The sequence below is a fragment of the Mesorhizobium sp. M0408 genome, from assembly GCF_040321495.1.
Lineage (GTDB): Bacteria > Pseudomonadota > Alphaproteobacteria > Rhizobiales > Rhizobiaceae > Mesorhizobium.
Genome location: NZ_JAMYRO010000009.1, coordinates 19,911 through 45,228, shown reverse-complemented (window position 1 = coordinate 45,228; position 25,318 = coordinate 19,911). Strand labels below are relative to the sequence as shown.

Annotated in this window: 24 protein-coding genes and 2 pseudogenes; 15 read left to right on the top strand and 11 right to left on the bottom strand. The window is 64.1% G+C overall.

All coding sequences use genetic code 11. The features are described 5' to 3' along the window. Nucleotides 1–56 precede the first annotated feature (56 nt). The 3 genes and pseudogenes from NKI67_RS12695 to NKI67_RS12685 all read right to left on the bottom strand — a co-directional run bounded on the left by NKI67_RS12695 (nt 57) and on the right by NKI67_RS12685 (nt 1,819). Nucleotides 57–737, bottom strand: a complete 681-nt coding sequence (locus NKI67_RS12695) for a hypothetical protein (protein WP_031211478.1) — start codon at nt 735–737, stop codon at nt 57–59. Between the two features lie 64 nt (nt 738–801). Continuing rightward, nucleotides 802–1,322 (bottom strand): annotated as a pseudogene (locus NKI67_RS12690) (Hsp20/alpha crystallin family protein). A gap of 29 nt (nt 1,323–1,351) precedes the next feature. Continuing rightward, the gene (locus NKI67_RS12685) at nt 1,352–1,819 is read right to left on the bottom strand and encodes an Hsp20 family protein (protein ID WP_352645443.1); all 468 of its coding nucleotides are present in this window, start codon (nt 1,817–1,819) and stop codon (nt 1,352–1,354) included. 344 nt (nt 1,820–2,163) lie between these two features. On the opposite strand from NKI67_RS12685, the gene NKI67_RS12680 reads away from it, so the two are divergent. After that, on the top strand, nt 2,164–2,376 hold the full coding sequence (locus NKI67_RS12680) for a hypothetical protein (RefSeq protein WP_245274651.1): 213 nt from the start codon (nt 2,164–2,166) through the stop codon (nt 2,374–2,376). Between the two features lie 138 nt (nt 2,377–2,514). Further along, nucleotides 2,515–2,784, top strand: a complete 270-nt coding sequence (locus NKI67_RS12675; protein ID WP_352569186.1) for a DUF982 domain-containing protein — start codon at nt 2,515–2,517, stop codon at nt 2,782–2,784. A 111-nt stretch (nt 2,785–2,895) separates the two neighbouring features. Here NKI67_RS12675 and NKI67_RS12670 read toward each other — a convergent pair whose 3' ends face one another. Then, nucleotides 2,896–3,165, bottom strand: coding sequence for an usg protein (locus NKI67_RS12670; protein WP_023718102.1), 270 nt, complete (start codon nt 3,163–3,165; stop codon nt 2,896–2,898). A gap of 338 nt (nt 3,166–3,503) precedes the next feature. Between NKI67_RS12670 and NKI67_RS12665 the strand changes: the two genes are divergently transcribed. Genes NKI67_RS12665 through NKI67_RS12655 form a run of 3 tightly spaced genes read left to right on the top strand, consistent with a single transcriptional unit; the run spans nt 3,504 to nt 5,690 of the window. Continuing rightward, nucleotides 3,504–3,818, top strand: a complete 315-nt coding sequence (locus tag NKI67_RS12665; protein WP_352457303.1) for a co-chaperone GroES — start codon at nt 3,504–3,506, stop codon at nt 3,816–3,818. Between the two features lie 57 nt (nt 3,819–3,875). Further along, nucleotides 3,876–5,507 carry a chaperonin GroEL gene (gene groL, locus NKI67_RS12660; protein ID WP_352638104.1) on the top strand — a complete coding sequence of 544 codons (1,632 nt, stop codon included), beginning with the start codon at nt 3,876–3,878 and terminating at the stop codon, nt 5,505–5,507. A 42-nt stretch (nt 5,508–5,549) separates the two neighbouring features. Further along, the gene (locus NKI67_RS12655; RefSeq protein WP_352638105.1) at nt 5,550–5,690 is read left to right on the top strand and encodes a hypothetical protein; all 141 of its coding nucleotides are present in this window, start codon (nt 5,550–5,552) and stop codon (nt 5,688–5,690) included. Between the two features lie 195 nt (nt 5,691–5,885). Here NKI67_RS12655 and NKI67_RS12650 read toward each other — a convergent pair whose 3' ends face one another. The 5 genes from NKI67_RS12650 to NKI67_RS12630 all read right to left on the bottom strand — a co-directional run bounded on the left by NKI67_RS12650 (nt 5,886) and on the right by NKI67_RS12630 (nt 11,421). After that, nucleotides 5,886–6,383 carry a GNAT family N-acetyltransferase gene (locus NKI67_RS12650; protein WP_352645441.1) on the bottom strand — a complete coding sequence of 166 codons (498 nt, stop codon included), beginning with the start codon at nt 6,381–6,383 and terminating at the stop codon, nt 5,886–5,888. A 46-nt stretch (nt 6,384–6,429) separates the two neighbouring features. Beyond that, a complete protein-coding gene (locus NKI67_RS12645; protein ID WP_352645439.1) occupies nt 6,430–7,446 on the bottom strand; it encodes an ABC transporter permease in 1,017 nt (338 codons plus the stop codon). Continuing rightward, entirely contained in the window at nt 7,443–9,011 is a 1,569-nt protein-coding gene (locus NKI67_RS12640) for a sugar ABC transporter ATP-binding protein (protein ID WP_502898016.1), read from the bottom strand. The genes NKI67_RS12645 and NKI67_RS12640 overlap by 4 nt, the downstream gene beginning before the upstream one ends. Before the next feature lie 222 nt (nt 9,012–9,233). After that, on the bottom strand, nt 9,234–10,184 hold the full coding sequence (locus NKI67_RS12635; RefSeq protein WP_023718110.1) for a substrate-binding domain-containing protein: 951 nt from the start codon (nt 10,182–10,184) through the stop codon (nt 9,234–9,236). A 229-nt stretch (nt 10,185–10,413) separates the two neighbouring features. Next, complete coding sequence (locus NKI67_RS12630) at nt 10,414–11,421, bottom strand: aldo/keto reductase (protein ID WP_352645437.1); 1,008 nt, start codon at nt 11,419–11,421, stop codon at nt 10,414–10,416. Nucleotides 11,422–11,605: 184 nt separating this feature from the next. Here NKI67_RS12630 and NKI67_RS12625 point away from each other — a divergent pair, with 184 nt between their 5' ends. Both NKI67_RS12625 and ligD read left to right on the top strand, forming a co-directional pair. Further along, the gene (locus tag NKI67_RS12625; RefSeq protein WP_023675682.1) at nt 11,606–11,830 is read left to right on the top strand and encodes a hypothetical protein; all 225 of its coding nucleotides are present in this window, start codon (nt 11,606–11,608) and stop codon (nt 11,828–11,830) included. 155 nt (nt 11,831–11,985) lie between these two features. Continuing rightward, on the top strand, nt 11,986–14,487 hold the full coding sequence (ligD, locus tag NKI67_RS12620; RefSeq protein ID WP_352645435.1) for a DNA ligase D: 2,502 nt from the start codon (nt 11,986–11,988) through the stop codon (nt 14,485–14,487). A gap of 8 nt (nt 14,488–14,495) precedes the next feature. Here the strand turns inward: ligD and NKI67_RS12615 are convergent, their stop codons facing one another. Next, entirely contained in the window at nt 14,496–15,683 is a 1,188-nt protein-coding gene (locus NKI67_RS12615; RefSeq protein ID WP_352571360.1) for a Fic family protein, read from the bottom strand. 472 nt (nt 15,684–16,155) lie between these two features. Between NKI67_RS12615 and ku the strand changes: the two genes are divergently transcribed. The 6 genes and pseudogenes from ku (at nt 16,156) to NKI67_RS12585 (ending at nt 22,682) form a co-directional block, all read left to right on the top strand. Beyond that, entirely contained in the window at nt 16,156–17,070 is a 915-nt protein-coding gene (gene ku / locus NKI67_RS12610; protein WP_023675684.1) for a non-homologous end joining protein Ku, read from the top strand. Further along, on the top strand, nt 17,067–18,161 hold the full coding sequence (locus tag NKI67_RS12605; protein WP_352571359.1) for a tetratricopeptide repeat protein: 1,095 nt from the start codon (nt 17,067–17,069) through the stop codon (nt 18,159–18,161). Before ku ends, NKI67_RS12605 begins: the two co-directional genes overlap by 4 nt. A gap of 185 nt (nt 18,162–18,346) precedes the next feature. Continuing rightward, the gene (locus tag NKI67_RS12600; protein ID WP_352645432.1) at nt 18,347–18,991 is read left to right on the top strand and encodes an alpha/beta hydrolase family protein; all 645 of its coding nucleotides are present in this window, start codon (nt 18,347–18,349) and stop codon (nt 18,989–18,991) included. A gap of 9 nt (nt 18,992–19,000) precedes the next feature. Continuing rightward, a complete protein-coding gene (locus NKI67_RS12595) occupies nt 19,001–19,771 on the top strand; it encodes an exodeoxyribonuclease III (RefSeq protein WP_352645430.1) in 771 nt (256 codons plus the stop codon). A 66-nt stretch (nt 19,772–19,837) separates the two neighbouring features. Beyond that, a pseudogene (locus NKI67_RS12590) lies at nt 19,838–20,233 on the top strand (LysR substrate-binding domain-containing protein); the annotation flags it as partial. Between the two features lie 826 nt (nt 20,234–21,059). Then, complete coding sequence (locus tag NKI67_RS12585) at nt 21,060–22,682, top strand: ABC-F family ATP-binding cassette domain-containing protein (RefSeq protein WP_352645429.1); 1,623 nt, start codon at nt 21,060–21,062, stop codon at nt 22,680–22,682. A gap of 61 nt (nt 22,683–22,743) precedes the next feature. On the opposite strand, the gene NKI67_RS12580 is transcribed toward NKI67_RS12585, so the two are convergent. Next, nucleotides 22,744–23,175: an SAM-dependent methyltransferase gene (locus NKI67_RS12580; protein ID WP_352453694.1), complete on the bottom strand. Its 432-nt coding sequence runs from the start codon at nt 23,173–23,175 to the stop codon at nt 22,744–22,746. A gap of 488 nt (nt 23,176–23,663) precedes the next feature. Between NKI67_RS12580 and NKI67_RS12575 the strand changes: the two genes are divergently transcribed. Together NKI67_RS12575 and NKI67_RS12570 are read left to right on the top strand one after the other, a co-directional pair. Continuing rightward, nucleotides 23,664–24,824, top strand: a complete 1,161-nt coding sequence (locus NKI67_RS12575; RefSeq protein WP_502909338.1) for a KamA family radical SAM protein — start codon at nt 23,664–23,666, stop codon at nt 24,822–24,824. A gap of 155 nt (nt 24,825–24,979) precedes the next feature. Then, nucleotides 24,980–25,231: an exopolysaccharide production repressor protein gene (locus NKI67_RS12570; RefSeq protein WP_023675695.1), complete on the top strand. Its 252-nt coding sequence runs from the start codon at nt 24,980–24,982 to the stop codon at nt 25,229–25,231. The last annotated feature ends 87 nt before the right edge of the window (nt 25,232–25,318 follow it).

The window sequence follows — 25,318 nt, the reverse complement described above, 5'->3', positions numbered from 1 at the left end:
TTGGCGCGCAAGACGCAAGGGCGGCGCCCACTACTTTCCGCAAACTTGCCGGACGGCTATGTCCTCGCTTTGACCGTGTCGCCCGGGAACAGTGCGGGCAAACTTTGTTCGGCCGCCGCCCAGGCGCGACTATGGTAACGCCGCAGGATGAGAATGCATGCGGCGAAGACCAGCAGCCCGCAAATCACGCCGGGCGTCATGCCCCCGCCGAAAGCAGACTTTACAACGATGCCGGTGAAGACGCCGGCAATGGCGCCATTGATCGTGCCCACCATCCCCGCGGTGGTCATGAAATATTGCAGCGGCGAGGGTCTGAGGCCCTTGTCGACCAGCACCGCCGAGGGGTCGTCATGCGTGGAATTGACAAGGTATTTTTGCAGCACGGGCGCCAGCTCGACGAAATAGTGGCGGATCCGGGCCATGCCGCGGGCATGCACCATGTCCTCGATGGCAACCTGCACAGCGCGTACGAAGGTGACCAGGCCGATGAAGAACAGGCAAGGCAGCAAGATCAGGCTGAACAGGATGAACGGCCTGCCCATCTCCGTGACCTGCGCGACGAAGGACAAGGCAATCGTTGCGCTCGAGACCGAGGTCAGGAACAGATCGGCTCGCTGGTTCGCTTCCTGAATGGTCGCGGCGCGAGCGTTTTGCAGCACGAAATGCTCGGTCGTCAGGCACTGCAGGGCGTGCTGCGCCTGGTCAGGCGGAACCGGAGCGTCGGGAGAACGGGTCATCGACATTTGCCCGCTTCTGCCCGCCGGAACCGGCAGGCAGAAGGGGGCGTCGTCCTGCGAGCTGTCAGGTCTTGCCGTCGCCGCCGCTGATGGCGATACGCTTGGCCTTTGCCTGGGCGCGCTCCGTCTTGGGCAGCGTCACGCTGAGCACACCGTTCCGGAACGCGGCGTTCACCTTGTCTTCGTCGACTTCGTAGCCGAGCGGGATACGCCGCTCGAAACGGCCATAGAAGCGTTCGGAGAACTGCCTGTCCTTGTCCTCGGTCTCTTCGCGCTTCTCGCCGCGCAGCGTCAGCACGCCGTCATCGAGCAGCAGCTCGACATCTTTCGCGTCCATGCCGGGGATCTCGGCGGTGACGCGGATCTCCTTTTCGCCATCGGCGATGTCGATACTGGGCCAGCTGGCGCTGGCCGCGGAGAGGCCACCGAGCGACGGCAGCCGCGTGTCGAAGCCGCGGAACGCCTCGTCGAACAGGCGGTTCATTTCGCGATGCAGCGTCAGGAAGGGATCGCGATCGGCGTCACGGAACAGGCTGGGGCCTGATTGTTCTCCCGGCCGCAGGGAATGAGATCACGAATAGCCATTGCATAGTCTCCTTTCTCGACTGGTGCATTCAGGCAGCCTGCTCGACCTGCGCGACCTTCGGCCCGGTCTTCGGCGAGGCGACATCGGTCGCGATGGCGATGCGCCGAGGCTTCATCTCCTCGGGCACCTCACGTACCAGATCGATGCTGAGCAGGCCGTTGTCGAGCGAGGCGCCTGCGACCTTGACGTGATCGGCAAGCTCGAAACGGCGGGTAAAGGGCCGTGCGGCGAGGCCACGATGCAGATACTCCGCGTTATCCGGCTCCTTGTGCTGGCCGGAGACAATCAGGAGGTTGGGTTCATGGGTGATTTCGAGGTCGTCCTCGGAAAAGCCAGCGACGGCGATGGTGACGCGGTAGTTGTTCTCGCCGCTGCGCGCGATGTCATAGGGCGGCCAGGCGTCGAAAGCCTGCGGAGCATTTTCCAGCAGGTTGAAGACGCGGTCGAAGCCGATGCTCGACCGATAGAGCGGGGAAAAGTCGAATGCGGTTCTCATAGCTACATCCTCCATCGAGCAACATAGATACGAGGAGCGCCAAAGAGCTGGCGCTCCCTGGTTTCGCCGGCCCCATTTCGGCGACCGGTGCCTTCGATCTGGTTATTGTCCGCCGCAAGTCAAGACCCGGTGGCTTTCGCTTTGCCGGTTTTTCGGGCCGTTTTCGGTCGGCTCGGCGAGGCTGCCAATCCCCCTTTTTGCGGCGAGATGTCCGGCAGGAGATTGCCTGTTTGATTTCAATTGCCAACGCTGACTTCCCCGGCCGGTTATTGTCTGCAGCAGGTCAAGACCCAGATTTCTTGTGTTGCCGGGCCCGTTCCCGGCACCCGCAGATGGAGCTGACCATGACACGCGACGAGATCATTTCTGTGCTGGGCCCGGTCGACGAAGCCGTGATCGCCGACATTGCGGCGACGGACGGGACGGTCCAGGAATTGCGCGAGGCCCTGGCCTGGATCGCCGCCGACGAGGCGTTGGTGAACGAGGGCCGACCGCTGCCGACGGCAAGAGTAGCGACGCTGATCGAACTGCTGCAAGGGCCCGACGAGGAGGAATAACCGGCTGTTGCCGCGATGCTCTTGAACCGCGCAGAGAGACGAACCATGTGCTTCAGCGGCGCCGGCCGGCCGCCGGTGCCTGCCAGCATAACGTTGCTTGCTCAAACAAGAAGACGATCAGAAAACAAGGAGGAAGTGATGGACGACGTCCGCTTTGCCGAGCCAATCACGTTGAAATTCCAATCCAGCGAGCGCAAGGTCGCCAGCAGTTGGGAAGCTATCGAATGCATGCGCCAGCAGTGGCCGGACCGTGCACGCGGCCGGAGTTGGCGCGCCGCCTATCGGACCTGCCGCGACGCGCTCGACGGCTGGCGCACCGCGCGTGATGCGCGCAAGGCCTTCGTCAGGGCGGCGCGCAAGGCTGGATTGCTCGCATCGGCCCGCAAGCCTGTCGACCACGCCGGCTAGCCCGGACCCCTCCGACATTGTGAGACCCAAAACAAGTGGGGGAGAGTTAGCTACCTCTCTCCCCCGCTTCGGAGACTTTGTCCGCTGTCTAGCGGCTGATCGGGTTGCTCCTCAGTGGACGGTAATAATGCCGTTTACGGCCCGCCATTCGGAGGGCTGGATCAGGTGATGATGGGCGACGCGCACCGAATGCAGCGGGCCTTCGATCTCGCGCTCCCAGAAATCGAGGAAATGCTTCAGCGTCGGGAAATCAGGGGCGATATCGTATTCCTGCCAGATATAGAGCTGAAGCAGGCTTCGATGGTCGGGCAGACGGTAGTGGATCTCCGCCGTGGTGAGGCCAAACCCTTGCATCTGGAGCTGAAAGTCCCTGCTGGTCATGCAATCCTTCCTTTCCCAATGAACCTCGGTCTGCAAAACGCCTCGCCTTCCACATAGGTTCCAGCCGCCGCAAGCGGCTCAGGAGACGGACAGATTTGGAAATCCGGCCGGGTCATCGCGCCGGAGACGGCGAATGTGCGAACAATTACAGCGTATTGGCACTCTCAGGCGTCGAGTGCTAAAATTTTTGCATTATCCTCTTGAAAGCTGAAAAAAGCGCGACTAGTTCGTATGCGCGCGATGCCTGATGAAGGGGTCGCGCACCCCGTGCCGGGCCGATATTGCCGGTCCGGTCAGGAGGATGTTCGAAAATCTGTTTGTCCCGAGAGGAGAACGACATGGCGTTCCGTCCATTGCATGACCGCATCCTAGTCCGCCGCATCGAGGTCGACGAAAAGACAGCGGGCGGCATCATCATCCCCGACACCGCCAAGGAGAAGCCGCAGGAGGGCGAGGTCATTGCCGCCGGCCCCGGCGCGCGCGACGACAGCGGCCAGTTGCAGCCGCTCGACGTCAAGGTCGGCGACCGCATTTTGTTCGGCAAATGGTCCGGCACCGAGATCAAACTCAATGGCGAGGATCTGCTCATCATGAAAGAGAGCGACGTGCTGGGCGTGATCGAAGCCACGGGCGAAATGAAGAAGGCTGCCTGAGCGGGGCCTGAACAAGCATTCCAGTCAACGAAAAGCTGCCTATCGAGGAGTGTTCCAATGGCTGCCAAAGATGTGAAATTTCATACCGAAGCCCGCGAGAAGATGTTGCGCGGCGTCGATATCCTTGCCAATGCGGTGAAGGTGACGCTCGGTCCCAAGGGTCGCAACGTTGTCTTGGACAAATCGTTCGGCGCGCCGCGCATCACCAAGGACGGCGTGACGGTGGCGAAAGAGATCGAGCTTGAGGACAAGTTCGAGAACATGGGCGCGCAGATGGTGCGCGAGGTCGCCTCGAAGACCAGCGATACCGCCGGCGACGGCACCACGACCGCGACGATTCTGGCGCAGTCGATCGTCCAGGAAGGCGCCAAGGCGGTTGCTGCCGGCATGAACCCGATGGACCTGAAGCGCGGCATCGACAAGGCGGTCGAAGCAATCATCGCCGAACTGAAGGCCAATGCCCGCAAGGTGACCAGGAACGACGAAATCGCTCAGGTCGGCGCCATCTCTGCCAATGGCGATGCCGAGATCGGCCGCTTCCTCGCAGAGGCGATGGAAAAGGTCGGCAATGAGGGCGTCATCACTGTCGAGGAAGCCAAGACCGCCGAGACCGAGTTGGAAGTGGTCGAAGGCATGCAGTTCGACCGCGGCTATCTCTCGCCATATTTCATCACCAACCAGGATAAGATGCGCGTCGAGCTCGAAGAACCCTATGTGCTGATCCACGAGAAGAAGCTGTCCAACCTGCAGGCCATGCTTCCCGTGCTCGAAGCCGCCGTGCAATCCGGCAAGCCGCTACTGATCATCGCCGAGGACGTCGAAGGCGAGGCGCTGGCGACGCTTGTCGTCAACAAGCTGCGCGGCGGCCTGAAGGTTGCAGCCGTCAAGGCGCCGGGCTTTGGTGACCGCCGCAAGGCCATGCTCGAAGACATCGCCATCCTGACCGGCGGCACGGCGATCTCGGAAGACCTCGGCATCAAGCTTGAGAACGTCACGCTGGAGATGCTCGGCCGCGCCAAGAAGGTGCTGATCGAGAAGGAGAACACCACCATCGTCGACGGTGCCGGCCGCAAGGATGAAATCCAGGCGCGCATCAGCCAGATCAAGGCCCAGATCGAGGAAACCACCTCCGACTACGACCGCGAGAAGCTGCAGGAGCGGCTGGCCAAGCTCGCTGGCGGTGTCGCCGTCATCCGCGTCGGCGGCTTGACCGAGGTCGAGGTCAAGGAGCGCAAGGATCGCGTCGACGATGCCATGCACGCCACACGCGCGGCGGTCGAGGAGGGTATCCTGCCCGGCGGCGGCGTAGCGCTGCTCAGGGCGGCGAAGGCGCTCGACAACGTCGCCGTCGACAATCCCGACCAGAAGACCGGCGTCGAGATCGTGCGTCGCGCCATCGAAGCGCCGGTGCGCCAGATCGCCGAGAACGCCGGTGCGGAAGGCTCGATCATCGTCGGCAAACTGCGCGAGACGGCCGATTTCGGCTATGGCTGGAACGCGCAGACCAACGAGTTCGGCGACCTCTATAGTCAAGGCGTCATCGACCCGGCCAAGGTCGTGCGCACTGCTCTCCAGGGCGCCGCTTCTGTCGCCGGCCTGCTGGTGACGACCGAGGCGATGGTGGCCGAGAAGCCGAAGAAGGAAACGCCCATGCCTCCGATGCCCGGCGGTGGCGGCATGGACTTCTAAGGCCAGGCTTCCAAAGCGCGACTTCGAAACGGCAGATGGACCGTGTCCGCCTTCGTCGCCTTCGCCCGCCGCAACGACCTGCTTGCGCCGCAGACGAACGGGATGGTTGCCGGCGAGAGCGTTGCTGGCGCGACGGTTGCCGACTGGGCAACGCGCGCACAGCGCGTCAACGCCCCGGCCTGAGCGGTCGGAGAAGTCGCCAATGTCCCCCCTTGAGGGGGAGATGTCGCCGAAGGCGACAGAGGGGGTCGGTACGTCCTGGCGCGACGCCCTGTGGGACGAAAGAGAAGGTTGGCGCTTCACGCGTGGCGCCCCCCTCTGTCCTGCCGGACATCTCCCCCTCAAGGGGGAGATTACGCGCTCAGCCGCTTTCGCTTGCTAAGCCCGTGGCAGCAGCCGGCGCATGATCAGCGAGGCGTGGCCGCCCACGCCGTGTGCAGCCGGCCGGCGCTCGACGACCTCGAAGCCGTGCTTGCGATAGAAGGCGATTGCGCGGTCGTTGCCCTCGATCACTTCCAGGGCGATGCTGGGAATACCCGCATGCGCGGCAAGAACGGCATGCAGCAGGTTGGCGGCAAGACCGGTGCCGTACTCGCTTTTGTCTATATGGAGCCGCTCGAGCACGACCTCGCCCTTGTCGTCCATCGCTGCCATCGCATAACCGGCGAGCGAGCCGCCAGCCCGCTCGGCGACGAAGGACATCTTGCTGTCGTCCCTGAGCTCGGCCGCCAGCCGCTCCGGCGCGTGCCTCTCATCCGAAAGCCGTGCCGTGGTCTCGGCACCCAGGATGGGCGAATAGGTGTAGCGCCAGGACCCTCCAAGCAGCCGCGACACCGCCGGAACGTCCTGTTCGGTCATGGTCCTTATTTGGGTCATTGGCACCTCCCGGGCAGTTTACGGCATCCCAGCGTTCGCTCCGCCATCACCGCCTCACCCGCGATTTCAGCCAGCGATCGAAGGCCACGGCGAGGATGAGGATCAGGCCGATGACGATGCTTTGCGTGTAGGACGAGACGTTGTTGAACTGCAGCCCGTTCTGCAAGACGCCGATCAGTCCTGCACCGACCACCGTGCCGCCGACGCTGCCGATGCCGCCGAACAGCGAGGTGCCGCCGATGACGACCGCCGAGATCACCGTCAGCTCGTAGCCGATGCCGGCGACGGCTTCGGAGGAGTTGAGCCGCGCCGACAAAACGAAGGCGGCGAGGCCGGCGAAGAAGCCGACGATGATGTAGACCGAGATCAGGATGCGGTCGACACGCAGGCCGGAGAGCCGTGCCGCCTCGGCATTGCCGCCGACGGCATAGACCGCGCGGCCGTAACGTGTGTAGCGCAGCACGATATGGCATAGGATCGCGGCAATCGCGAAGATGATCGCCGGCACCGGAACCGGGCCGATCAGGCCGGTACCGAACCAGCGCATCGAGGCGTCGAAGCCGGAGATCGGGCCGCCATTGGAAATCGTCAAGGTCAGGCCGCGAAACACGGTGAGGCCGCCGAGCGTGACGACGAAGGGCGGCACCTTCAGCCTGGTGATGGCAAAGCCCTGGCCGCCGCCGGCCACGGCGCCGACGACGACGGCGGCGAGAAGGGCGGCGAACCAGCCATAGCCTTGCGTGCCCGACGTCGACAGCGACAGCGTGTTGGCGGTGCCGCCCTTGGCCACCACCGCCGCGACCATGCCGCAGAAGGCGAGCAGCGAGCCGACCGACAGGTCGATGCCGGCGGTAAGGATAACGAAGGTCATGCCGAGCGCGATCAGCCCGGTGATCGAGATCTGGCGCATGATGTTGAACAGGTTGATCGGGTCGATGAAGCTCGGCTTCAGCACGGTGAAGACGACAATCAGCAACGCCAGGAACATCAGCGGGCCGAAGCTCATCAGCAGGCGCGCAATATTGACGCCGCCGCGCTGGCTCCGTTCGGTCGTGCTGGTCATTGCGTTGCTTCCTGCTTCTGGTCGAGCGCCATCAGTTCCATCAGTTTCTCCTCGGTCGCCTCAATACCGGGCATCTCGCCGGTAATGCGCCCGCGTCGCATGGTGACGATCCTGTCCGACACCGCAAGCACTTCGGGCAGCTCGGACGAGATCATCATGATGGCGATGCCGCGCGCCGCGAGCTCCACCAGGATCTGGTGCACTTCCGCCTTGGCGCCGACATCGACGCCGCGCGTCGGTTCATCGACGATCAGCACCTTGGGGTCGCGTGCCAGCCAGCGGGCAAGGATGACCTTCTGCTGGTTGCCGCCGGACAGTCCCTCGATCGCCTGCTCGGGCGAGGCCATGCGGATCGACAGCGTCTTCCTATAGTTCGCCAGCGCCTCGCGCTCTCGCCGCTCGGCCATGAAGCCGACATTGGAGTAGCGGTCGAGCGCGGCGATCGAGAAATTGGTGAGGATGGCGAGTGCTGCGAAGATTGCCTGGTGCTTGCGGTCTTCCGGAACCAGCCCGATGCCGAGCTCGATGGCGTCGGCGGGTGAGGCGGGCGCGATCGGCTTGCCGTCGAGCATGATGGTGCCGGCGGCAATGCGGTCGGCGCCGAAGATGGCGCGGGCGAGCTCGGTGCGGCCGGAGCCGACGAGCCCGGCGACGCCGAGGATTTCGCCCGCCTTGAGGTCGAGATCGACGCCTTCGAGCACGATGGCGTGCGGCGCCTGCGGATCGCGCACCGTGCGCAGGCCGCGCACCGAGAGCCGGACGTCGCCGGCGACGTCGCGCTGCGTCGGCCTGGCATAGAGCTCGGAAGCGGCGCGGCCGACCATCTTCTCGATGATCTTCGGCAGTTTGATCGGCCCGCCTTCGCGGTCGAGATGGCCGGCCAGCCTGCCGTCGCGCAGCACCGTCATGCGGTCGCAGATCGCCGAGGCCTCCTCCAGCCGGTGGGTGACGAACATGATGGCGACGCCATCCTTGCGCAGCCGGTCCATGATCGACATCAGCCTGTGCACTTCGGTTTCGGTCAGCGCCGAGGTCGGCTCGTCCATGATGATGAGCCGGCTCTTCAGCGATAGCGCGCGGGCGATCTCGACCAGCTGCTGCTCGGCCACCGACAGCGCCGACACCGGCGTCGCCGGGTCGAGGTCGAGGCCGACGCGAGCGATGATCGCGCGCGAATCTTCCTCCATCTTCCGCCAACTGACCAGCCCGAACCGGCCGAGCGGTGCGCGGCCGATGAAGATATTCTCCGCCACCGTCAGCGTCGGGATCAGGCTCAGTTCCTGATAGATTGTTACGATGCCGTGGCGCTTGGCATCCTGCGGATTGTGCGGGCTGAATTCGACCCCATCGAAGACGATGCGGCCGCTGGACGGCGGCATCACGCCGGACAGGATCTTGAGCAGCGTCGATTTGCCGGCGCCGTTCTCGCCGAGCAGGCCGAGGATCTCGCCGAGGCGGACTTCGAGCGAAACGTCGTTCAGCGCGGTGACGCCGGCAAAGCGCTTGGTCACGCCCTCGACGGTGAGCAGGGCGGGAGAGGGCGCGATGGCGGCTGCCTTGGGCAAAGTTTGCTCCTCGATCATTCGGTTGTCACGCAAGGCTGGCGGGGCAGCGCCCCCTCTGGCCTGCCGGCCATCTCCCCCTCAAGTGGGGAGATTGGCAGCTTCATTGGCTTCGCCTCTTCTGCAAGATCGAAAACTAGCGAAAGCCGACGTGACATCCAATCTCCCCCCTTGAGGGGGAGATGGCCGGCAGGCCAAAGGGGGGTGCTGTCCCGTCGGCTTCGCCTACTTCGTCTCGCCCAGCCTCTCCGCCTTGTCGAGATTGTCCTTGCCGATGACGATCGGCGTCAAAAGCACCAACTTTTCCTTTGGCTCGGTCTTGTCCCTGGCGTAGGCGACCGCGATCTGCACGGCGGTGCGCGATTGTTCGCCGGGGAATTGCTCGACCGTGCCGGCCAGTTTGCCGTCGCGCACGGCGACCAGCGCTTCGGGAAGCGCGTCGAAGCCATAGATTTTGACGTCGGTGAAGTTGCGCGCCGCGCAGGCTTCAACCGCGCCAAGCGCCATGTCGTCGTTGGCGCAGATGATCGCGTCGGGCTTGCCGTTGGCGGCAAGGCCGGCCTCGGTGACGGACAGCGCCTCGGCGCGGGCGAAGTTGGCGGTCTGCTCGAAGATGATCTGGTACTTGTCCTTCATCGGATCGAGGACGTTGTGCACACCCTTGTTACGGTCGATCGCCGGGCCGGCGCCGGGCTGACCCTGCAGATGGAAGATCTTGGCGCCGTTCGGGAACGCCGCCACCATGGCCTGTGCTTCGGCCTCGCCGCCCTTGACATTGTCGGCGCCGACATGGGCGAGGATGCCTTCGACGCCTTCGACGCGGCGGTCGATGGTGACGACGGGAACGCCGGCCTTGACCGCTTCCTCGATGGCTGGGGCCAGCGCGTTGACGTCGAGCGGCGAGATGACGATGGCGTTGACCTTCTGCACCAGCGCCGCTTCGATATCGGCGGTCTGCTTGGGCGCCGAGTTCTGGCCGTCGCTTTCGACCAGGTTGACGCCCTGCGCCTGGGCTTCCGCCTTGATCTGGTTCAGCATGTGCACGAAGAACGGAAAGCCGAGGCTCGGCACCGAACCAAGGATGGTCAGCTTGTCCTGGGCAAAAGCCAGTTGCGGAGCGGCCAGCGCCAAAGCGCCCATCGCCGCGGTCGACAGCAGGAATTCACGTCTGTTGATCAATTTAGTCTCCTCCCAGATGAGCGCACGACCCCGAAACCGGAATGGGTTTTCCGGAAGGTTCCTTGCGTCGATTCAAAAATGGAGTGTCCTTCGAGCGCCCAACTCGTGTTTGAAGGGACGCAACGGCGCTCCAGCCGGTCCACCGCGACGTTCTCCTCCGCTCGGTGCCTGCCGGCGGATGCTAGCCAAGGCCGGAGCTTTGCGCAAGAACGGGAGCAGGCAAGACCTACCGATCGATCATCACCATGGTGCGCTCGCCGTAGCGCGGCCCGGCGACCTTTCCCGGCGCCAGCGCGTCGTCCAGCACTTGCATCTCGGCTGGGTCCAGCCTGATCGAAGCCGCGGCGACGTTCTCCTCGAGGTATTTTCTGCGCTTGGTGCCGGGGATCGGCACGATGTCGATGCCGAAGCCGCTCCCCTTGTGGAGCAGCCAGGCCAGCGCGATCTGGCCTGGCTTGACGCGCCTGGCCGCGGCGATGTCGAGTACCGTGGCCGCCGCCCGCCTGTTGGCATCATAGTTGGCGCCCTGGTAGCGCGGGTCGCCGCGCCGGTAATCGCCCTCCGGATAATCTTCGGCGCGCCTGACGTCGCCGGTGAGAAAGCCGCGGCCGAGCGGCGAGAACGGCACCAGGCCGATGCCGAGCTCCTTCAGCAGCGGAATGATTTCCGGTTCCAGATTGCGCTCCCATAGCGAGTATTCGCTCTGCACTGCCGACACCGGATGCACGGCATGCGCCCGGCGGATATTGGCGGCGCCGGCTTCAGAGAGGCCGAAGAAGCGGACCTTGCCCTGAGCGATCAGCTCGCCGACAGCGCCCGCCACATCCTCGATCGGCACCGCCGGATCGACGCGGTGCTGATAGAGGAGGTCGACGTGGTCGGTGGCGAGCCTCCTCAGCGAACCTTCCAAAGCCTCGCGGATATGTTCGGGCCGGCTGTCGCGCTCGGTGCCGACTTGCTTGCCGTTTTCAATGCGGAAGCCGAATTTCGTCGCGATCGTCACCTCATCGCGCCGGCCCTTCAGCGCGCGGCCGAGCAGTTCCTCGTTGGTGAACGGCCCGTACACTTCCGCGGTGTCGAGGAAGGTGCAGCCGAGTTCGATGGCGCGGTGCAGCGTGGCGGTCGATTCCGCCTCGTCGGCCGGGCCGTAGGACTGGCTCATGCCCATGCAGCCGAGACCGATTGCCGAGACTTGCAGCCCCTGGCTGCCGAGTTTGCGCATCGTCACTGTCATGTGAAGCTCTCCGGATCAGCATCGCGTTCCAAGCCGCCAGGGCAATATAGCGCACCGGCTCGATTTCCACAGAGCGGGAGGCGCCACCGCGCGAGGGCTCAGTGCGGCCGCCAAATTGACAGCCGAGCCGCTCTCGGCCATCCTTAAGGCACGCCGCCTTGCGGCTTGTGCGTGAGTAACCAGCATGGCCAGTTCCGTCGCCAGTCAGAAATCCAAGCGCGCCGCGGTGCGGAACGCGCTCGACCGCCACAAGGTGTACATCACTGCGCAGCGTTTTTCGGCCGGCAGCTACAGCGCGCGCGTGCTGGTCGACGGCGAGGCCTATTGGGTCGACGAATTCCGGCTCAGCCAGCTGCAGCAGGGCCTGTCGCCGGCCGAACTCGAATTGACGCCGGCCACCGACGATTGAGCGGCGTGACCTGCCATCCTTCGTCATCCCAGGGCGGAGCAGGAGCTAAGCGACGTCGCGGAGACCCTGGGATCCATGCCGTGACATTGGAGCGCCGCTGCGATGGGATTTTGATGCCGCGCTCGTTGCTTTTGCCCACCACCCGCGCCTAGTCCATGCCAGCTCCTTCGAAGCTCAAGGCTTATCGCGCCAAGCGCGAGTTCACGAGGACGCCGGAACCAGCCGGCGGTCTGGTTGCCGGTGAGGGCAATCGTTTCGTTGTCCACAAGCATCACGCCACCGCCGACCACTACGATCTGCGCCTGCAGGTCGGCGACGTGCTGAAGAGCTGGGCGGTGCCGCGCGGCCCGTCGCTCAACCCCGCCGACAAACGGCTGGCGGTCGAGACCGAGGACCATCCGCTCGAGTATATCGACTTCGAAGGTGTCATTCCCGAAGGCGAATATGGCGGCGGGCCGATGATCGTCTGGGACACCGGCGTCTGGGCGCCGATGGACGATGTCGAGAAGAGCCTGCGCACCGGTTCCTTCAAGTTCCGCCTCGCCGGCGAAAAGCTGAATGGCGGCTGGATGCTGACGCGGCTGAAACCGAAGCCCGGCGACGATGAGGGCAAGAAGAACTGGCTGCTGTTCAAGGAGCGCGATCTCGCCGCCGACGCCAAGCTCGACATACTGGAAGCCCGGCCGGAAAGCGTCAAATCCGGACGCCGCATCGAGGAGCTGGTGGCAACGCCGAAGCCTGCCGCCAAACCTGCCAGGCCGGTGGTGCTGAAACCCGGCGCTTTGCCGGGCGCCGTCAAGGCGCCGCCGCCTTCCCGGATCGAGCCGCAGCTGACCACGCAGGTTCCGAAGCCGCCGGGCGGCGATGACCCAGCGGCCCGAACGCGCGAAGCCTGGCTGCACGAGATCAAGTTCGACGGCTACCGCACCATGGCGCATGTTTCCGATGGGAAGGTCAGGCTGATCACCCGCGCCGGCCTCGACTGGACGAAGCGCTATGGCGACCTTCCGCTTGCCTTCGCCAGGCTGCCGTGCCGCGAGGCGATCATCGACGGCGAGGTCGTCGCGCTCGACGCCAAGGGCATCAGCCGCTTTGCCCTTTTGCAGGATGCGCTGGCCGAAGGCGCCGGCAACAAGCTCCACTTCTATGCCTTCGACCTTCTCTATCTCGACGGCTGGGACCTGAGGCAAGTGCCGCTCCGCCGGCGCAAGACGCTGCTTTCGCAGCTGCTGTCCGGTCTCGGCGCCAACTCCGCCATCCAGTACAGCGATCACGCCGAGGGCGACGGCCAGGCGCTTTATGACCAGGCATCGGAAATGGGGCTGGAGGGCGTCGTCTCGAAACGTGCTACGGCGGTCTACCAGAGCGGCCGCACCAAGACCTGGACCAAGACCAAGGCGCTTCAGACCGGCGATTTCGTTATCGCCGGCTACACAGTCTCCGATGCGGCCGAGGGGCTGGCCGCACTCGGCCTCGGCGAATTCGAGGATGGCGAATTGCACTATCGCGGCAAGGTCGGCACCGGCTTCGACGCCGCCACCGCCGGCGAGTTGCTGGCGCGGCTGGAGCCGTTGCGCGCCGGGGCATCCGCGCCCGAAGGGGTTCCCCGCGAAATCATGCGCGAGATGAACTGGGTGCGGCCGCTGCTTTCGGCGTATATCCACTACGCCAACCGGACCACCGACAATGCGCTGCGCCATGCCGTGTTCCGCGGCCTGCGCGACGTCGGCCTGTCGACGCCGGTTTCGGCCAAGCGCAAGCGGCTGATCGCCGAGGCCGACCTCGCCACCATCTGGGTGACCAACCCGACGCGACGGCTGTTCGGCAAGACCGGCCCGACCAAGCTCGACATTGCCGTCTATTACGCGCTGGTCGGCGATTTCATGCTGCCGCACATTCTCGGCCGGCCGGTGTCGCTGGTGCGCTGCCCGACCGGCAGGCCGCAGGACTGTTTCTTCCAGCGCCACGCCTTCACCGGCATGCCGTCCTCTGTGGCGACTTTCGAAGCGACCAATTCGGAGGGCGAGACCAAATCCTATCTCTCGGTGGAAGACGCCAAGGGCTATCTGGCGCTGGCGCAGTTCGGTGTCGTCGAGTTCCACACCTGGGGCACCCATCGCACGCGGCTCGACAAGCCGGACCTGATCGTTTTCGACCTCGACCCGGGCGAGGGGATCGCCTGGCGCGAGGTGGTTGAGGCGGCGGTGCACATTAAGGGCGAGCTGGAAGCGCTAGGGCTGGTGCCGTTCGCCAAGACGTCCGGCGGCCACGGCATCCACATATCAGTGCCGGTGACGCAAAAGCAGAACTGGAAGAAATTGCACCAGGCGACCAGCGCCATCTCGACGCATCTTGCCGCCACCGCGCCCGACACTTTCACCACCACCATGGGCAAGGATAACCGCAAGCGGCGTATCTTCATCGATTATCACCGCAATGCGCGCGGCCACACTTCTGCGGCTCCCTATTCGCTGCGCGCCCGCACCAATTTGCCGGCCTCGACGCCGGTGAGCTGGAGCGATCTGGAATCCATCGACGCTCCGCAGGATCTGAATTATTCGTCGCTGCCGGGCCTGCTGGCGACGTCAGGCGATCCCTGGGCCGACATGGAAGATTTCGCCAGGGATTTGCCGCCGGTTGGACCTGAGGCTGGCTGACTGTTGATTCATGTTTCGGGAAACAGCCTCGGGAACAGCGTGTCCAAGGCCTTGGCGGGAAAGCGCAGGGATACCGGCCCTTTGGGCGTCTCGGATTCCAGCAGCCCAAGCGAAATGACATCATTGAAAACCCGCCGCGCGGTCCGCTCGGGCAGTCCGGTAATGCGCGAGATTTCGCCTCGCTCGAATTCGCCGCGTATCAGCGCCTCTTCCAGCAGACGGCTGGCTTCCGGCTTCAACTCGCTGCTTGTAGCGTAGGCGCGAAGACGCTTTGCCAGCGTGGCGAGATCAAAAAGGCCGGACATGAAGGTCACTTGGTCAACACAGACGCGCAGGAACCACAGGGTGAAATCCGCTAGCGCGCGCTGTGAGAGATTGCCTCTGCCGTCGAGATCGCCCTGGCGCGGCATGTCGGCATGATCCATCATGGTCTTGTAGTCTTTGCGACTCTTCAGCCCTCGCGCCAGTCCACGTGAAATCGACCACAATCCATGAGCGGCGATACCTGCCTCATGTGCCATCGCATGGCTCATCAAGCGGCTGACGCGCCCGTTGCCGTCGGGAAATGGATGGATGAAATTGAAGCGATGATGCGCAGCAGGAATGGCGAGTATCCGGCCTGCCTTGCCGAGCTTTGCGAAGCCGTAGCGCGTTTCGAAATAGCACATGAAATCGTCGACGCGGACGCTGGATGGCGGTTGATGCCTGCCGACCGCAACATCGTGCTCAAGTTTCGATCGCCATTCCCCGGGCACCATGAGAAATTCGCGCCCTGCACCCTTGACACGCAGCATGAGTTCCTCGGCATCCCGATAGAATTCCTGATGCAGCCACAGGATGAAGGCGCGGGAAGCCGGATCAGGTAATCGGCCCCGCGCAGCCATCCGGTCGATCTCGGCCTGGAGCCTGACGTGAGTGGCGGCTTCAAGTTGCAGGTTCCGCCGTTCCTCATCCTTGTCGAAATTTCCTGCCAGCGCGCGCTCGATGTCGCGCGGACGCGTGTCATGGCCCTCTATGAGGTTGCTGTAATAGGTATTCATGATGCGCACGAGATCGGCGAGGTTGGCAGCTGTACGGGGATGAAGGCTGCCGCCCAACGTAGCGGACGCCGCCGACAATTCCGCCAGGGCATCCGAGATTTCCTCGGATACTTCCTCCAGACGGGCCGGTTCGATCCGCTGTACGCTTTCTTCCATGGTACGGCTGCCTCCAATTTTTGGCCGATCTTCAGAATTAATAAGTACATAATCATAAATAGTTTTTTTCTAGATTAATAGAAAAATTGGCCGATCATTTGGCCGATTGTCTGCCAGCCGGCCGGCGATCGGTCATGGCCGATCGCAAACGGCGTTATCAGATTGAAACTCCAGCATCAAAGCGGGTCGAGGCACAGGTTTGGCCGATCTTTTGGCCGCTGCACAGAGCCGTCCGGTAGAATGGTGACGGCGGTGCGCCGGTCCGATCTGCAATCCATCGACGCTCCGGAAAATTTGAATTATTCTTCGCCACGGATCCCTTGCCTGCAGGCGGCTCTCAGCGGAGGAAGATTTCGCTAGGGATTTGCCGGTATTGTAAGGGGCAATGTAGGATTTCGGCAGCCCCGTTCGTCCTCCGGACGAATGAACGCTGCGAACAGTTCGACAGCACAAGGCCGCGTAGGAGTATTTCATGGCGCCCAGGGCAAGTTGGAAAGGTTACCTCAAGCTCAGTCTGGTCAGCTGTCCGGTCCGGCTCTATCCGGCGACCAGCGCCAGCGAGCGCATCAGCTTCAACCAGCTGCACAACAAGACGCACAACCGCATCAACATGAAGCCGGTCGACCCCGAACTCGGGCTGGTCGAGCGTTCGGACCTGGTCAAGGGCTACGAATACGAGGACAAGCAGTACATCATCATCGAGGACTCCGATCTCGATGCGGTACGCATCGAATCCAATCATACGATGAACATAGAGGCCTTTGTCGACGAGCATTCGGTCGACGTCATCTATCAGGACGCGCCCTATTACCTGGCGCCGGACGGCGCAATGGCCGAGGAGACCTTCGCCGTGCTGCGCGAAGCGATGCGCAAATCCGGCAAGCTGGCGATCGCCCGCCTGGTGCTGTCCAGCCGCGAGCGCGTGGTGACGATCGGCGCGCGCGAGAACGGCATGTTCGTCTGCACCTTGAGGAATCCGAACGAAGTGCGTGGCACGGCTGAGTATTTCGGCAATATCCCGGCCGGAACCCCCGATCCCGAAATGCTGCAATTGGCCGAGGCGCTGATCAAGCAGAAGGAAACCACCTTCGATCCGAAGAATTACGAGGACCGCTACGAGATCGCGCTGATGGCGATGATCCGCGAGAAGCTGAAGGGCCATAAGCCGATCATCGCGGCGGCGCCTGAGCGCGGCAATGTCATCAATCTCATGGATGCGCTGAAGGCGAGCCTGTCGCAATCGGCCAAGCCGCCGGCCAAGTCCAAGAGCAAGGCCGATGAAACGGCCAAGCCCGCGGCGAAATCCGCCAAGGCCGGCGCCGCCGCGGCCAAGGAAAACCCGCTCAAGGCGAACCTTCTCAAAGCCGTCGGCAAGAGCAAGGCGTGACGGCTCTCGCCGGCACGGTCTTCGGCATCGTCGGCGCGCTGGCCGCCTTTCCGCTCAGGTTGGCGGCGCGCGAGGTCGAGCGCCAGCACGGCGAGTTGCGGCGCGGCGTCACTCGGCGCACCACACATGTCGTGTTGGGCCGCATGTTGCTCGCCAGGGCCGATGATGCCGAGATTGAGCGCCGCGTCGTCACCGAGCGCGCGGCCGGGCGCAAGCTGGTCAGCGAGAACGGCTTCCTGCGCCTGCTCGGCCTGATGAAAGCGCCGGAGGCTTCGGCGCTGTCGCGGCAGTCGCTGATCGACCAGTCGCGGCTGACCGGCGAGGATCTCGACCTTTTGTCGCTGTTCGATGCCTTCGAGCATGATTGCGAACCGTATTCCTTTCGCGACCTGATCCTCGCCCGCAAATATGCCGGGCTGGTTGCCGGCGGCGCCTCATGGGGGGCGATTGCGCGCTCGGTGCACCGGTCGGGCCCGGTCGCCTCGCTCACCGCCAAGTCGCTCGCCGTCGGCTCACAGCATGGGCGGGCCGATGCGATCTATCTCGAGGGCGGCCAGAGCGAACTCGACGGCCAGCTGCTGTTCGATCTGGGAACGCAGGATGACGACACGCTGGAAGAGCTGTTCGCCGATGCCGAGGCGGCGGAAGGGGCTGAAGACCACGAGCAGGCGGCGGCGCTCTACCGGCGCTGCCTGGCCATCGACCCAAGCGATGCCATCGCCGCTTTCAACCGCGCCAACTGCCTGCGCGCCGCCGGCCACGCGGCCGAGGCGGCGCACGACTATGCCCGCGCGATAAAGCTCGATCCCGGCTTCGTCGAGGCCTGGTTCAATCTCGCCGGGCTGATGAGCGAAGAGGGGCGGGTGGCGTCGGCGCGACGGCATTTGCTCAAGGCGATCGCACTCGATCCCAATTATGCCGACGCGGTATTCAACCTTGCGAGGCTGGAGTTCGACGCCGGCAATCTCGCCGAGGCGCGGCGTCGCTGGGTGCGCTACCTCGAACTCGATCCCAACTCCGAATGGGCGCGCACGGCCGCCAAGGGGATACAGTTCGTGGATTTGCAGCTGGCGCGGATGTCGGCGGGGTGAGGTAGTAGCGCCTCCTTCTCCCCTTGTTGTGGGAGAAGGTGGATCGGCGCGCAGCGCCGAGACGGTTGAGGGGTGTTGGAAGAAATGAGGCGTCGGCGTTCCCTGGAACACCCCTCATCCGACCGAGCTTCGCTCGGCCACCTTCTCCCACAAGGGGAGAAGGGGTCACCAGCGTTGGAGTCCCCATGACAACCTTCCTCTTCGACGGCCCCGACACCGCCCCAATCACCATCTTGCTCGCCCATGGCGCAGGCGCTCCTATGGACTCCCCCTCGCTGACAGCCACGGCAAAAGCGCTGGCCGAGGCCGGCTTCCGCGTTGCGCGCTTTGAATTCCACTACATGGCGGCTCGCCGCTACGGCCACCGCAAGCCGCCGCCGCGCGCCGAGACGGTTAACCCGGAATACGTCAAGGCGATCGCCGACCTCCGGGCGAAGGGCGTGAAGGGTCCGCTGATCATCGGTGGCAAGTCGATGGGCGGACGCGTCGCTTCGATGATCGCCGACGAGATGTTTTCAAAGGGCGAGATCTCGGGCCTGCTTTGCCTTGGCTATCCCTTCCATCCGCCGGGCAAACCGACGCAGCTTCGGACAAAGCACCTCGCCGATCTCAAGATGCCGACAGTGATCTTCCAAGGCACGCGCGACGAGTTCGGGACCAAAGACGAGGTCGCGACCTATGCTCTGTCCGACGCAATCGAGATTTTCTGGCTGGAAGACGGCGACCATGATCTGAAGCCGCGCAAAAACATCTCCGGCTTCTCCACCGCCGATCATCTGAAGACGCTCGCTGATGCGGTGAAGGCGTGGACCGAACGCATCGTGCGCTGAAGCAGGCCGATGAAGATCGCCACCTTCAACGTCAACAACATCAACAGCCGGCTGCCGAACCTGCTCGCATGGCTGGCCGCCGCCAAACCCGACATCGCCTGCCTGCAGGAGCTCAAGACCAGGCAGACGCAGTTTCCGCGCACTGCGCTGGCGGCCGCCGGCTACGGCGCGGTTTGGGTCGGGCAGCCGACCTGGAACGGCGTCGCCATACTCGCGCGTGGCTCAGAACCCGTTCTGACCCGCGAGGCGCTGCCCGGCGACGACAGCGACCAGCAGGCGCGCTACATCGAGGCAGCGGTCAACGGCATCGTCGTCGCCTGCCTCTACGCGCCGAACGGCAATCCGCAGCCCGGCCCGAAATTCCAGTACAAGCTGGCCTGGCACGAAAGGCTGGAGGCGCATGCGGCGCAGTTGCTCGACACCGGCCTGCCGGTGGTACTGGCCGGCGACTACAACATCGTGCCCGAGCCGCGCGACATCTACCCGACCCGCTCCTATGACGACAACGCGCTGGTCCAGCCGGAAAGCCGCGCATCGTTCCAGCGGCTGCTCGACCAGGGCTGGCTTGACGCGCTGCGCAAGAAGCACCCGAACGAGACGCTCTACACATTCTGGGATTACCGCCGCAACCGCTGGCCGCGCGATGCCGGCCTGCGCCTCGACCATATCTTGCTCAGCAAGAAGCTGTCGCGCCGGCTGGTAGCGGCGGGCATCGACCGCGACGTGCGCGGCCAGACCGGCGCCAGCGATCACGCGCCGGTCTGGGTGGAGTTGAAGTGAGGCACGGAGGCTGGCGCCGCCTTTCCGGGCGGCAACCAGTCAGGTTGGCCGCGCCGCTTCGCGGGCGAACGCCTCGGCATGCCGGCAACCCTCGACGATCTCGAAGGCCATCTGATGGTCGGCTTCCGCTCGTCGCGGACCGGCGAGGTCATGCGGCTCGAATTCACCGTCGGCGGCGCGTTGAGTTATGTCAGCCTGCCCAACCGGGTGACGGTCAACGGCTCCGACACGATGGCGGAGCTGGCGCGTCTCGGCTTCGGCCTGGTGCAGGCGCCGCACTACCGCTTCGCCGGGGATTTCGCACGCGGCACGCTCGTCGAAGTGCTGCCGGATTACCCGCCGTCGCCGACACCGCTGTCGGCGCTCTACCCACAGAACCGCCAGCTCGCGCCGCGGGTACGCGTGTTCATCGACTGGGTGACCGGGATTTTTGGCGAGGATGGGACATCGGGCCGGGTGTGATCGTCCGGGCCGCCGGCTACTTTGCGAAGGGCGATCGGACGAGATAAACATCGCGCTTGGGTTTAGTGACAAGATCGGGACCGGGACCAAGACCAAGACCAGCGCAAAGTCCATGTCAACGGCGAGCCTGTCATTATGCATCGGAGCGGCGCGCGCTTCACCGGCAGTGTCCTTGTGCCGGCCGGTGCGACTTGAGGACGGGCGCGCCGCCGGCGCCTATGAGCTGACGGGATTGGGTGAGTGGTCCTGCTGCAACCAACAGTGTTGACCGAATGCAGTAGCCAATAGGGGAGCTCCAGTGAGAAGATTTCGTATAGTCAGCGCGATTATGCTCGCAACCTACGGCGCCTCGCACGCCCAGACTGTGGACGAAGGCATCCACCGCGACGCGCATGGGCCGTCGACGATGTGCGGTTTCCACGGTGCTGACGCACTGGATTTGGTCGAGCAAGTGAGGGCGTCTCCAGCGTTGCGTCGGGTTGCTGCCTCATCCCGCTTCGAACTGTTCGTTTCTGCTGACGGGCTGACGCAGTGGAGTTTCACAAGGCCCACCGAACAGGCGTATCCCGCCATAACCTGCAATCGCCTCAGCAGGGACCGGCAGGGCAGTTTGTACCAAACACGGACTATGCGATGCGAAGCGGGTCGCCGGGCATGCGATGGGCTCTTTGCCGAGTTCCAGCAGCTGGACGAGCGATTCCGGCGGGCGATGCGCAGATAGGGTTCAGACAATTTGGCGCGGGGCGCCTCACTACTGCAGGCTTCCGCCGGCGCGGTCTATCGCGTATTGGCGCAGGAACTCTCCTTTGGCCTTCCCCGGAAAACCATGATTCGTCTCGAAAGCATCAGCAAGCAGAACGGCAGGCAGATCGTCTTCATCGAAGCCTCCGCCGCGTTGCAGAAGGGCGAGAAGGTCGGGCTGGTCGGGCCTAACGGCGCGGGCAAGACGACGCTGTTTCGCATGATCAACGGCGAGGAGCAGCCCGACGAAGGCCAGGTCTCGGTCGATCGCGGCGTCACCATCGGCTATTTCAGCCAGGATGTCGGCGACATGTCCGGCCGCAGCGCCGTTGCCGAAGTGATGGACGGCGCCGGGCCGGTGAGCGAAGTGGCGGCCGAGATGCGCGAGCTCGAGCACGCCATGGGCGACCCTGACCAGGCCGACCAGATGGACGAGATCATCGCCCGCTACGGCGAGGCGCAGCACCGCTTCGAGGAGCTCGACGGCTACGCGCTGGATGGCCGGGCGCGCGAGGTGCTGGACGGCCTTGGCTTCAGCCAGGAGATGATGGACGGCGACGTCGGCAAGCTGTCCGGCGGCTGGAAAATGCGCGTGGCACTTGCCAGGATCCTTTTGATGCGGCCCGACGCCATGCTGCTCGACGAGCCGAGCAACCATCTCGACCTGGAAAGCCTGATCTGGCTGGAGCAGTTCCTGAAGAACTATGACGGCGCGCTGCTGATGACCTCGCACGACCGCGAGTTCATGAACCGCATCGTCAACAAGGTGGTCGAGATCGACGGCGGTTCGCTGACCGCTTACTCCGGCAACTACGAATTCTACCAGCAGCAGCGGGCGATTGCCGACCGGCAGCAGCAGGCGCAGTTCGAGCGCCAGCAGGCGATGCTGGCCAAGGAGATCGCCTTCATCGAGCGCTTCAAGGCACGTGCCTCGCATGCCGCCCAGGTGCAGAGCCGGGTGAAGAAGTTGGACAAGATCGACCGTGTCGAGCCGCCCAAGCGCCGCCAGAAGGTGTCGTTCGACTTCCAGCCGGCGCCGCGCTGCGGCGAGGACGTGGTGACGCTGAAGAACGTGCACAAGGGCTATGGCACCCGCTCGATCTACGAGGGATTGGATTTTCAGGTGCGCCGCCGCGAGCGCTGGTGCATCATGGGCGTCAACGGCGCCGGCAAGTCGACGCTGCTGAAGCTGGTCGCTGGCGCTTCCGAGCCGGACAATGGCACGGTGGCGCGCGGGCCGAGCGTCAAGATGGGCTATTTCGCCCAGCACGCCATGGAAGTGCTGGAGGGCGAGCGCACCGTGTTCCAGACGCTGGAAGACGCATTTCCGCAGGCCGGCCAGGCGCCGCTCAGGGCGCTGGCCGGCTGCTTCGGCTTTTCCGGCGACGAGATCGAGAAGAAATGCCGCGTGCTGTCGGGCGGCGAGAAGGCGCGGCTGGTGATGGCGCTGATGCTGTTCGATCCGCCCAATTTGCTGGTGCTGGACGAGCCGACCAACCACCTCGACATCGCCACCAAGGAGATGCTGATCACGGCACTGTCGCAGTACGAGGGAACCATGCTGTTCGTCTCGCATGACCGCCATTTCCTGGCGGCGCTGTCGAACCGGGTGCTGGAACTGACGCCCGAGGGCATCCACACCTATGGCGGCGGCTATACTGAATATGTCGAGCGAACCGGGAAGGAGGCGCCGGGGTTGCGGAGCTGAGGCCGGCTCTGCCGCCCACGGTCACGTAGACGCTCGATTCCGGAGGCCAAGCACGAGGTGCTCAGCCATGTATCGCAATTTCGCGCAGCGGATCGCCGCCGTCGATGAACAGCCGGCCTTGCGCGGTCAACGCCGCCTTGAGCCGTCGCAGGGCAATTTTTCCTGCTTCGGGATGACGCCCGTCCAGCGCGCCGACGCGCACCGCAACGGCAATGTCGAAGTGCTTCTCATCGGCCTCCAACTCGAAATCCTCGATGGCGACCTGGCGAAGGCTCAGCCGGCCTGCCGCAATCTCGGCGCGCGAGGCGGCCCCGGCCTGCGCGATGGCCTTGGCCGAGCGGTCGATCGCCAGCACGTGCCCACCGCCGATCCGGCGCGCGATCTCGCGCGCTGCAGCACCCGGTCCGCAGCCGATCTCCAGCACTCGCATGCCCTGCCGCAAGGGCAGCGCATTGACGATCTCCAAAAGCCTTGGCGACAAGTCGTTCGCCATACGCTCGTCTCCAGCTTTTTCGCAATCCGAGATTAGCGACCGCGGCCGGCGACGGGAAGGCCGAGAGACGCGGGCATCGCCGATGTGTTCAGCTGGTATGTTCAGTTGGGTGCTGCTTGAGCAGGGGGCATGATCGACATCGAAGAGGTCGACGATCTCGACCGCGGGCGACCGTGCGGACCCCGAGCGGCCCGGCGTCGTTGACCTGAGGGGTAGGGAGGGAACTGGCGCCGAGCCTAACCGGTTGGGGGGTAGATCACCGGCCGTTTATGTGTATACGCTCAAGCTAATATAAGAGCAAGCTAATGTTTTGCGTCAGCTATGTTGGACGATTGTTCTGATCAGTGGCCGGTTGTGGCTTCCTGCCGCGCCCTCCAACCCGGCCAAACACAGCTTATTGCCTTCAAGTCCTGGCTCCAATGCTGTACTCCCGCCCGAAATTCAAGGAGCCTGCGATGACCTCACATCCCGACATCCCCGACGGCAGCATGGCGGTCGATGCGGCCGGCGTGGCAGCCGATGACCGGCGCGCTCGCGAGGCGGATGCCGCATGGCGGGACGATGTTCGCGAGGGCGTGCGGCATGTAGGCGATCTGGATTCGCTGCCGCTGTCGCCAGCCGAGCGGGCGGCGGCCGAAGCCGCGGCCACGCGCCACAAGGTTCGCATTCCCAAGGCCTATCTCGACCTGATCGACTGGAACGACCCCGCCGATCCGATACGGCTTCAGGTCATCCCGTCGCCCGACGAACTGGCAGAGCAGGAGGGCGAACTCGACGATCCGATCGCCGACCGCGCCTTCAGTCCCGTGCCTAGATTGACGCATCGACATGCCGACCGGGTTCTGTTGTTCCCGACCTATCAATGCGCGGTCTATTGCCGGTTCTGCTTTCGCAAGGAGCAGCTGACGTCGATCGGCCGCGGCTATACGCGCGAAGCTCTCGACGAAGCCTTCGCCTATATCGCGGTCCATCCGGAAATCCGCGAGGTGATCCTGACCGGCGGCGACCCGCTATCGCTGCCGGATAGGGCGCTGGCGGAAATCCGCGCCCGTGTCGAGGCGATCCAGCATGTGCGGCTGTTGCGCATCCACACTCGCGTACCCGTCGCGCTGCCGTCGCGCGTCACCGGCGGGTTGATTCAAGCCTTGCAGGGCCGGCTGATGGTCACTGTCGTCACCCATTTCAACCATCCACGCGAAATCACGGAGGCGACCGAGCGGGCCTGCCGCACGTTGCGGCAGGGCGGCTTCGTGCTGCTGAACCAGAGCGTTCTGCTGAAAGGCGTGAACGATACGGTCGAGGTGCTGGAAGAGCTGTGCCGCGAGCTGATGTATCGCCTTGGCGTCAAACCCTATTACTTGCACCACGGCGATCTCGTGCGCGGAATGGCGCACCGGCGCACCACGATCGCCGAGGGCCAGGCGCTGGTCAGCGCCTTGCGTGCGCGCCTGTCGGGCATCTGCAATCCCGTCTACGTGCTGGACCTGCCGGACGGCGGAGGGAAAGTGCCGCTCGGCCCGTCCCATCTTGAGGCACGGGAAGGGGAGACGTGGCGAATACGTGGGCTTGATGGGGCGGTGAGGGGTTATGGAGAGCTGGTTGGGGAGGAGGGACGCGCAGCCGCCGTCCAAGCCAGCCCACCTTGGTGACCTGACATGCAGCGCTTGATCACGGAAGCATGCGTTAACTGCTGTTCTATTTGGTGCTTGCGCAATTGCTGAAATAGTGAAAACGTTGGTCCGGGGTAATGGGTTAGGGGAGTTCGTCCCGGCTGTAGCGAGTTTCGGGGCGGCGCAGAAAAGTCATGAACTTTCCACAGTTCCTGGTGGGGCTGACCACCACATCGTCCATCGTGGCGATCTCGACTTACCTTGCGACGGGTTCAATCTGGAAGACGCTGGCCTGGACGATCTTGACCTTGATCGTCATGCAGGTTGGATATTTCCTGTTCGTCGTCCGGTTGATCTACGGATCCGGGGCGAAAAGCGCGGAGGCAAAGCCGCGGCGTCTGAGGGCTGTGCCGCCGAACCGTCGAGGTCGCGTTCAGCTTATGTAGTAATGTCCCATATAGATATCATGGTCTAGACAGGACATGTTCGGTTCTGGGAATGTGCATTGGACGTTCCGCTAGTTTAGTCAACTA

Excerpts from the sequence above, each read along its gene's own strand:
- NKI67_RS12695 (WP_031211478.1), bottom strand. The coding sequence starts at position 737 with ATGACCCGTTCTCCCGACGCTCCGGTTCCGCCTGACCAGGCGCAGCAC.
- NKI67_RS12685 (WP_352645443.1), bottom strand. The coding sequence starts at position 1,819 with ATGAGAACCGCATTCGACTTTTCCCCGCTCTATCGGTCGAGCATCGGC.
- NKI67_RS12680 (WP_245274651.1), top strand. The coding sequence starts at position 2,164 with ATGACACGCGACGAGATCATTTCTGTGCTGGGCCCGGTCGACGAAGCC.
- NKI67_RS12675 (WP_352569186.1), top strand. The coding sequence starts at position 2,515 with ATGGACGACGTCCGCTTTGCCGAGCCAATCACGTTGAAATTCCAATCC.
- NKI67_RS12670 (WP_023718102.1), bottom strand. The coding sequence starts at position 3,165 with ATGACCAGCAGGGACTTTCAGCTCCAGATGCAAGGGTTTGGCCTCACC.
- NKI67_RS12665 (WP_352457303.1), top strand. The coding sequence starts at position 3,504 with ATGGCGTTCCGTCCATTGCATGACCGCATCCTAGTCCGCCGCATCGAG.
- groL (WP_352638104.1), top strand. The coding sequence starts at position 3,876 with ATGGCTGCCAAAGATGTGAAATTTCATACCGAAGCCCGCGAGAAGATG.
- NKI67_RS12650 (WP_352645441.1), bottom strand. The coding sequence starts at position 6,383 with ATGACCCAAATAAGGACCATGACCGAACAGGACGTTCCGGCGGTGTCG.
- NKI67_RS12645 (WP_352645439.1), bottom strand. The coding sequence starts at position 7,446 with ATGACCAGCACGACCGAACGGAGCCAGCGCGGCGGCGTCAATATTGCG.
- NKI67_RS12630 (WP_352645437.1), bottom strand. The coding sequence starts at position 11,421 with ATGACAGTGACGATGCGCAAACTCGGCAGCCAGGGGCTGCAAGTCTCG.
- NKI67_RS12625 (WP_023675682.1), top strand. The coding sequence starts at position 11,606 with ATGGCCAGTTCCGTCGCCAGTCAGAAATCCAAGCGCGCCGCGGTGCGG.
- ligD (WP_352645435.1), top strand. The coding sequence starts at position 11,986 with ATGCCAGCTCCTTCGAAGCTCAAGGCTTATCGCGCCAAGCGCGAGTTC.
- NKI67_RS12615 (WP_352571360.1), bottom strand. The coding sequence starts at position 15,683 with ATGGAAGAAAGCGTACAGCGGATCGAACCGGCCCGTCTGGAGGAAGTA.
- ku (WP_023675684.1), top strand. The coding sequence starts at position 16,156 with ATGGCGCCCAGGGCAAGTTGGAAAGGTTACCTCAAGCTCAGTCTGGTC.
- NKI67_RS12600 (WP_352645432.1), top strand. The coding sequence starts at position 18,347 with ATGACAACCTTCCTCTTCGACGGCCCCGACACCGCCCCAATCACCATC.
- NKI67_RS12595 (WP_352645430.1), top strand. The coding sequence starts at position 19,001 with ATGAAGATCGCCACCTTCAACGTCAACAACATCAACAGCCGGCTGCCG.
- NKI67_RS12585 (WP_352645429.1), top strand. The coding sequence starts at position 21,060 with ATGATTCGTCTCGAAAGCATCAGCAAGCAGAACGGCAGGCAGATCGTC.
- NKI67_RS12580 (WP_352453694.1), bottom strand. The coding sequence starts at position 23,175 with ATGGCGAACGACTTGTCGCCAAGGCTTTTGGAGATCGTCAATGCGCTG.
- NKI67_RS12575 (WP_502909338.1), top strand. The coding sequence starts at position 23,664 with ATGGCGGTCGATGCGGCCGGCGTGGCAGCCGATGACCGGCGCGCTCGC.
- NKI67_RS12570 (WP_023675695.1), top strand. The coding sequence starts at position 24,980 with ATGAACTTTCCACAGTTCCTGGTGGGGCTGACCACCACATCGTCCATC.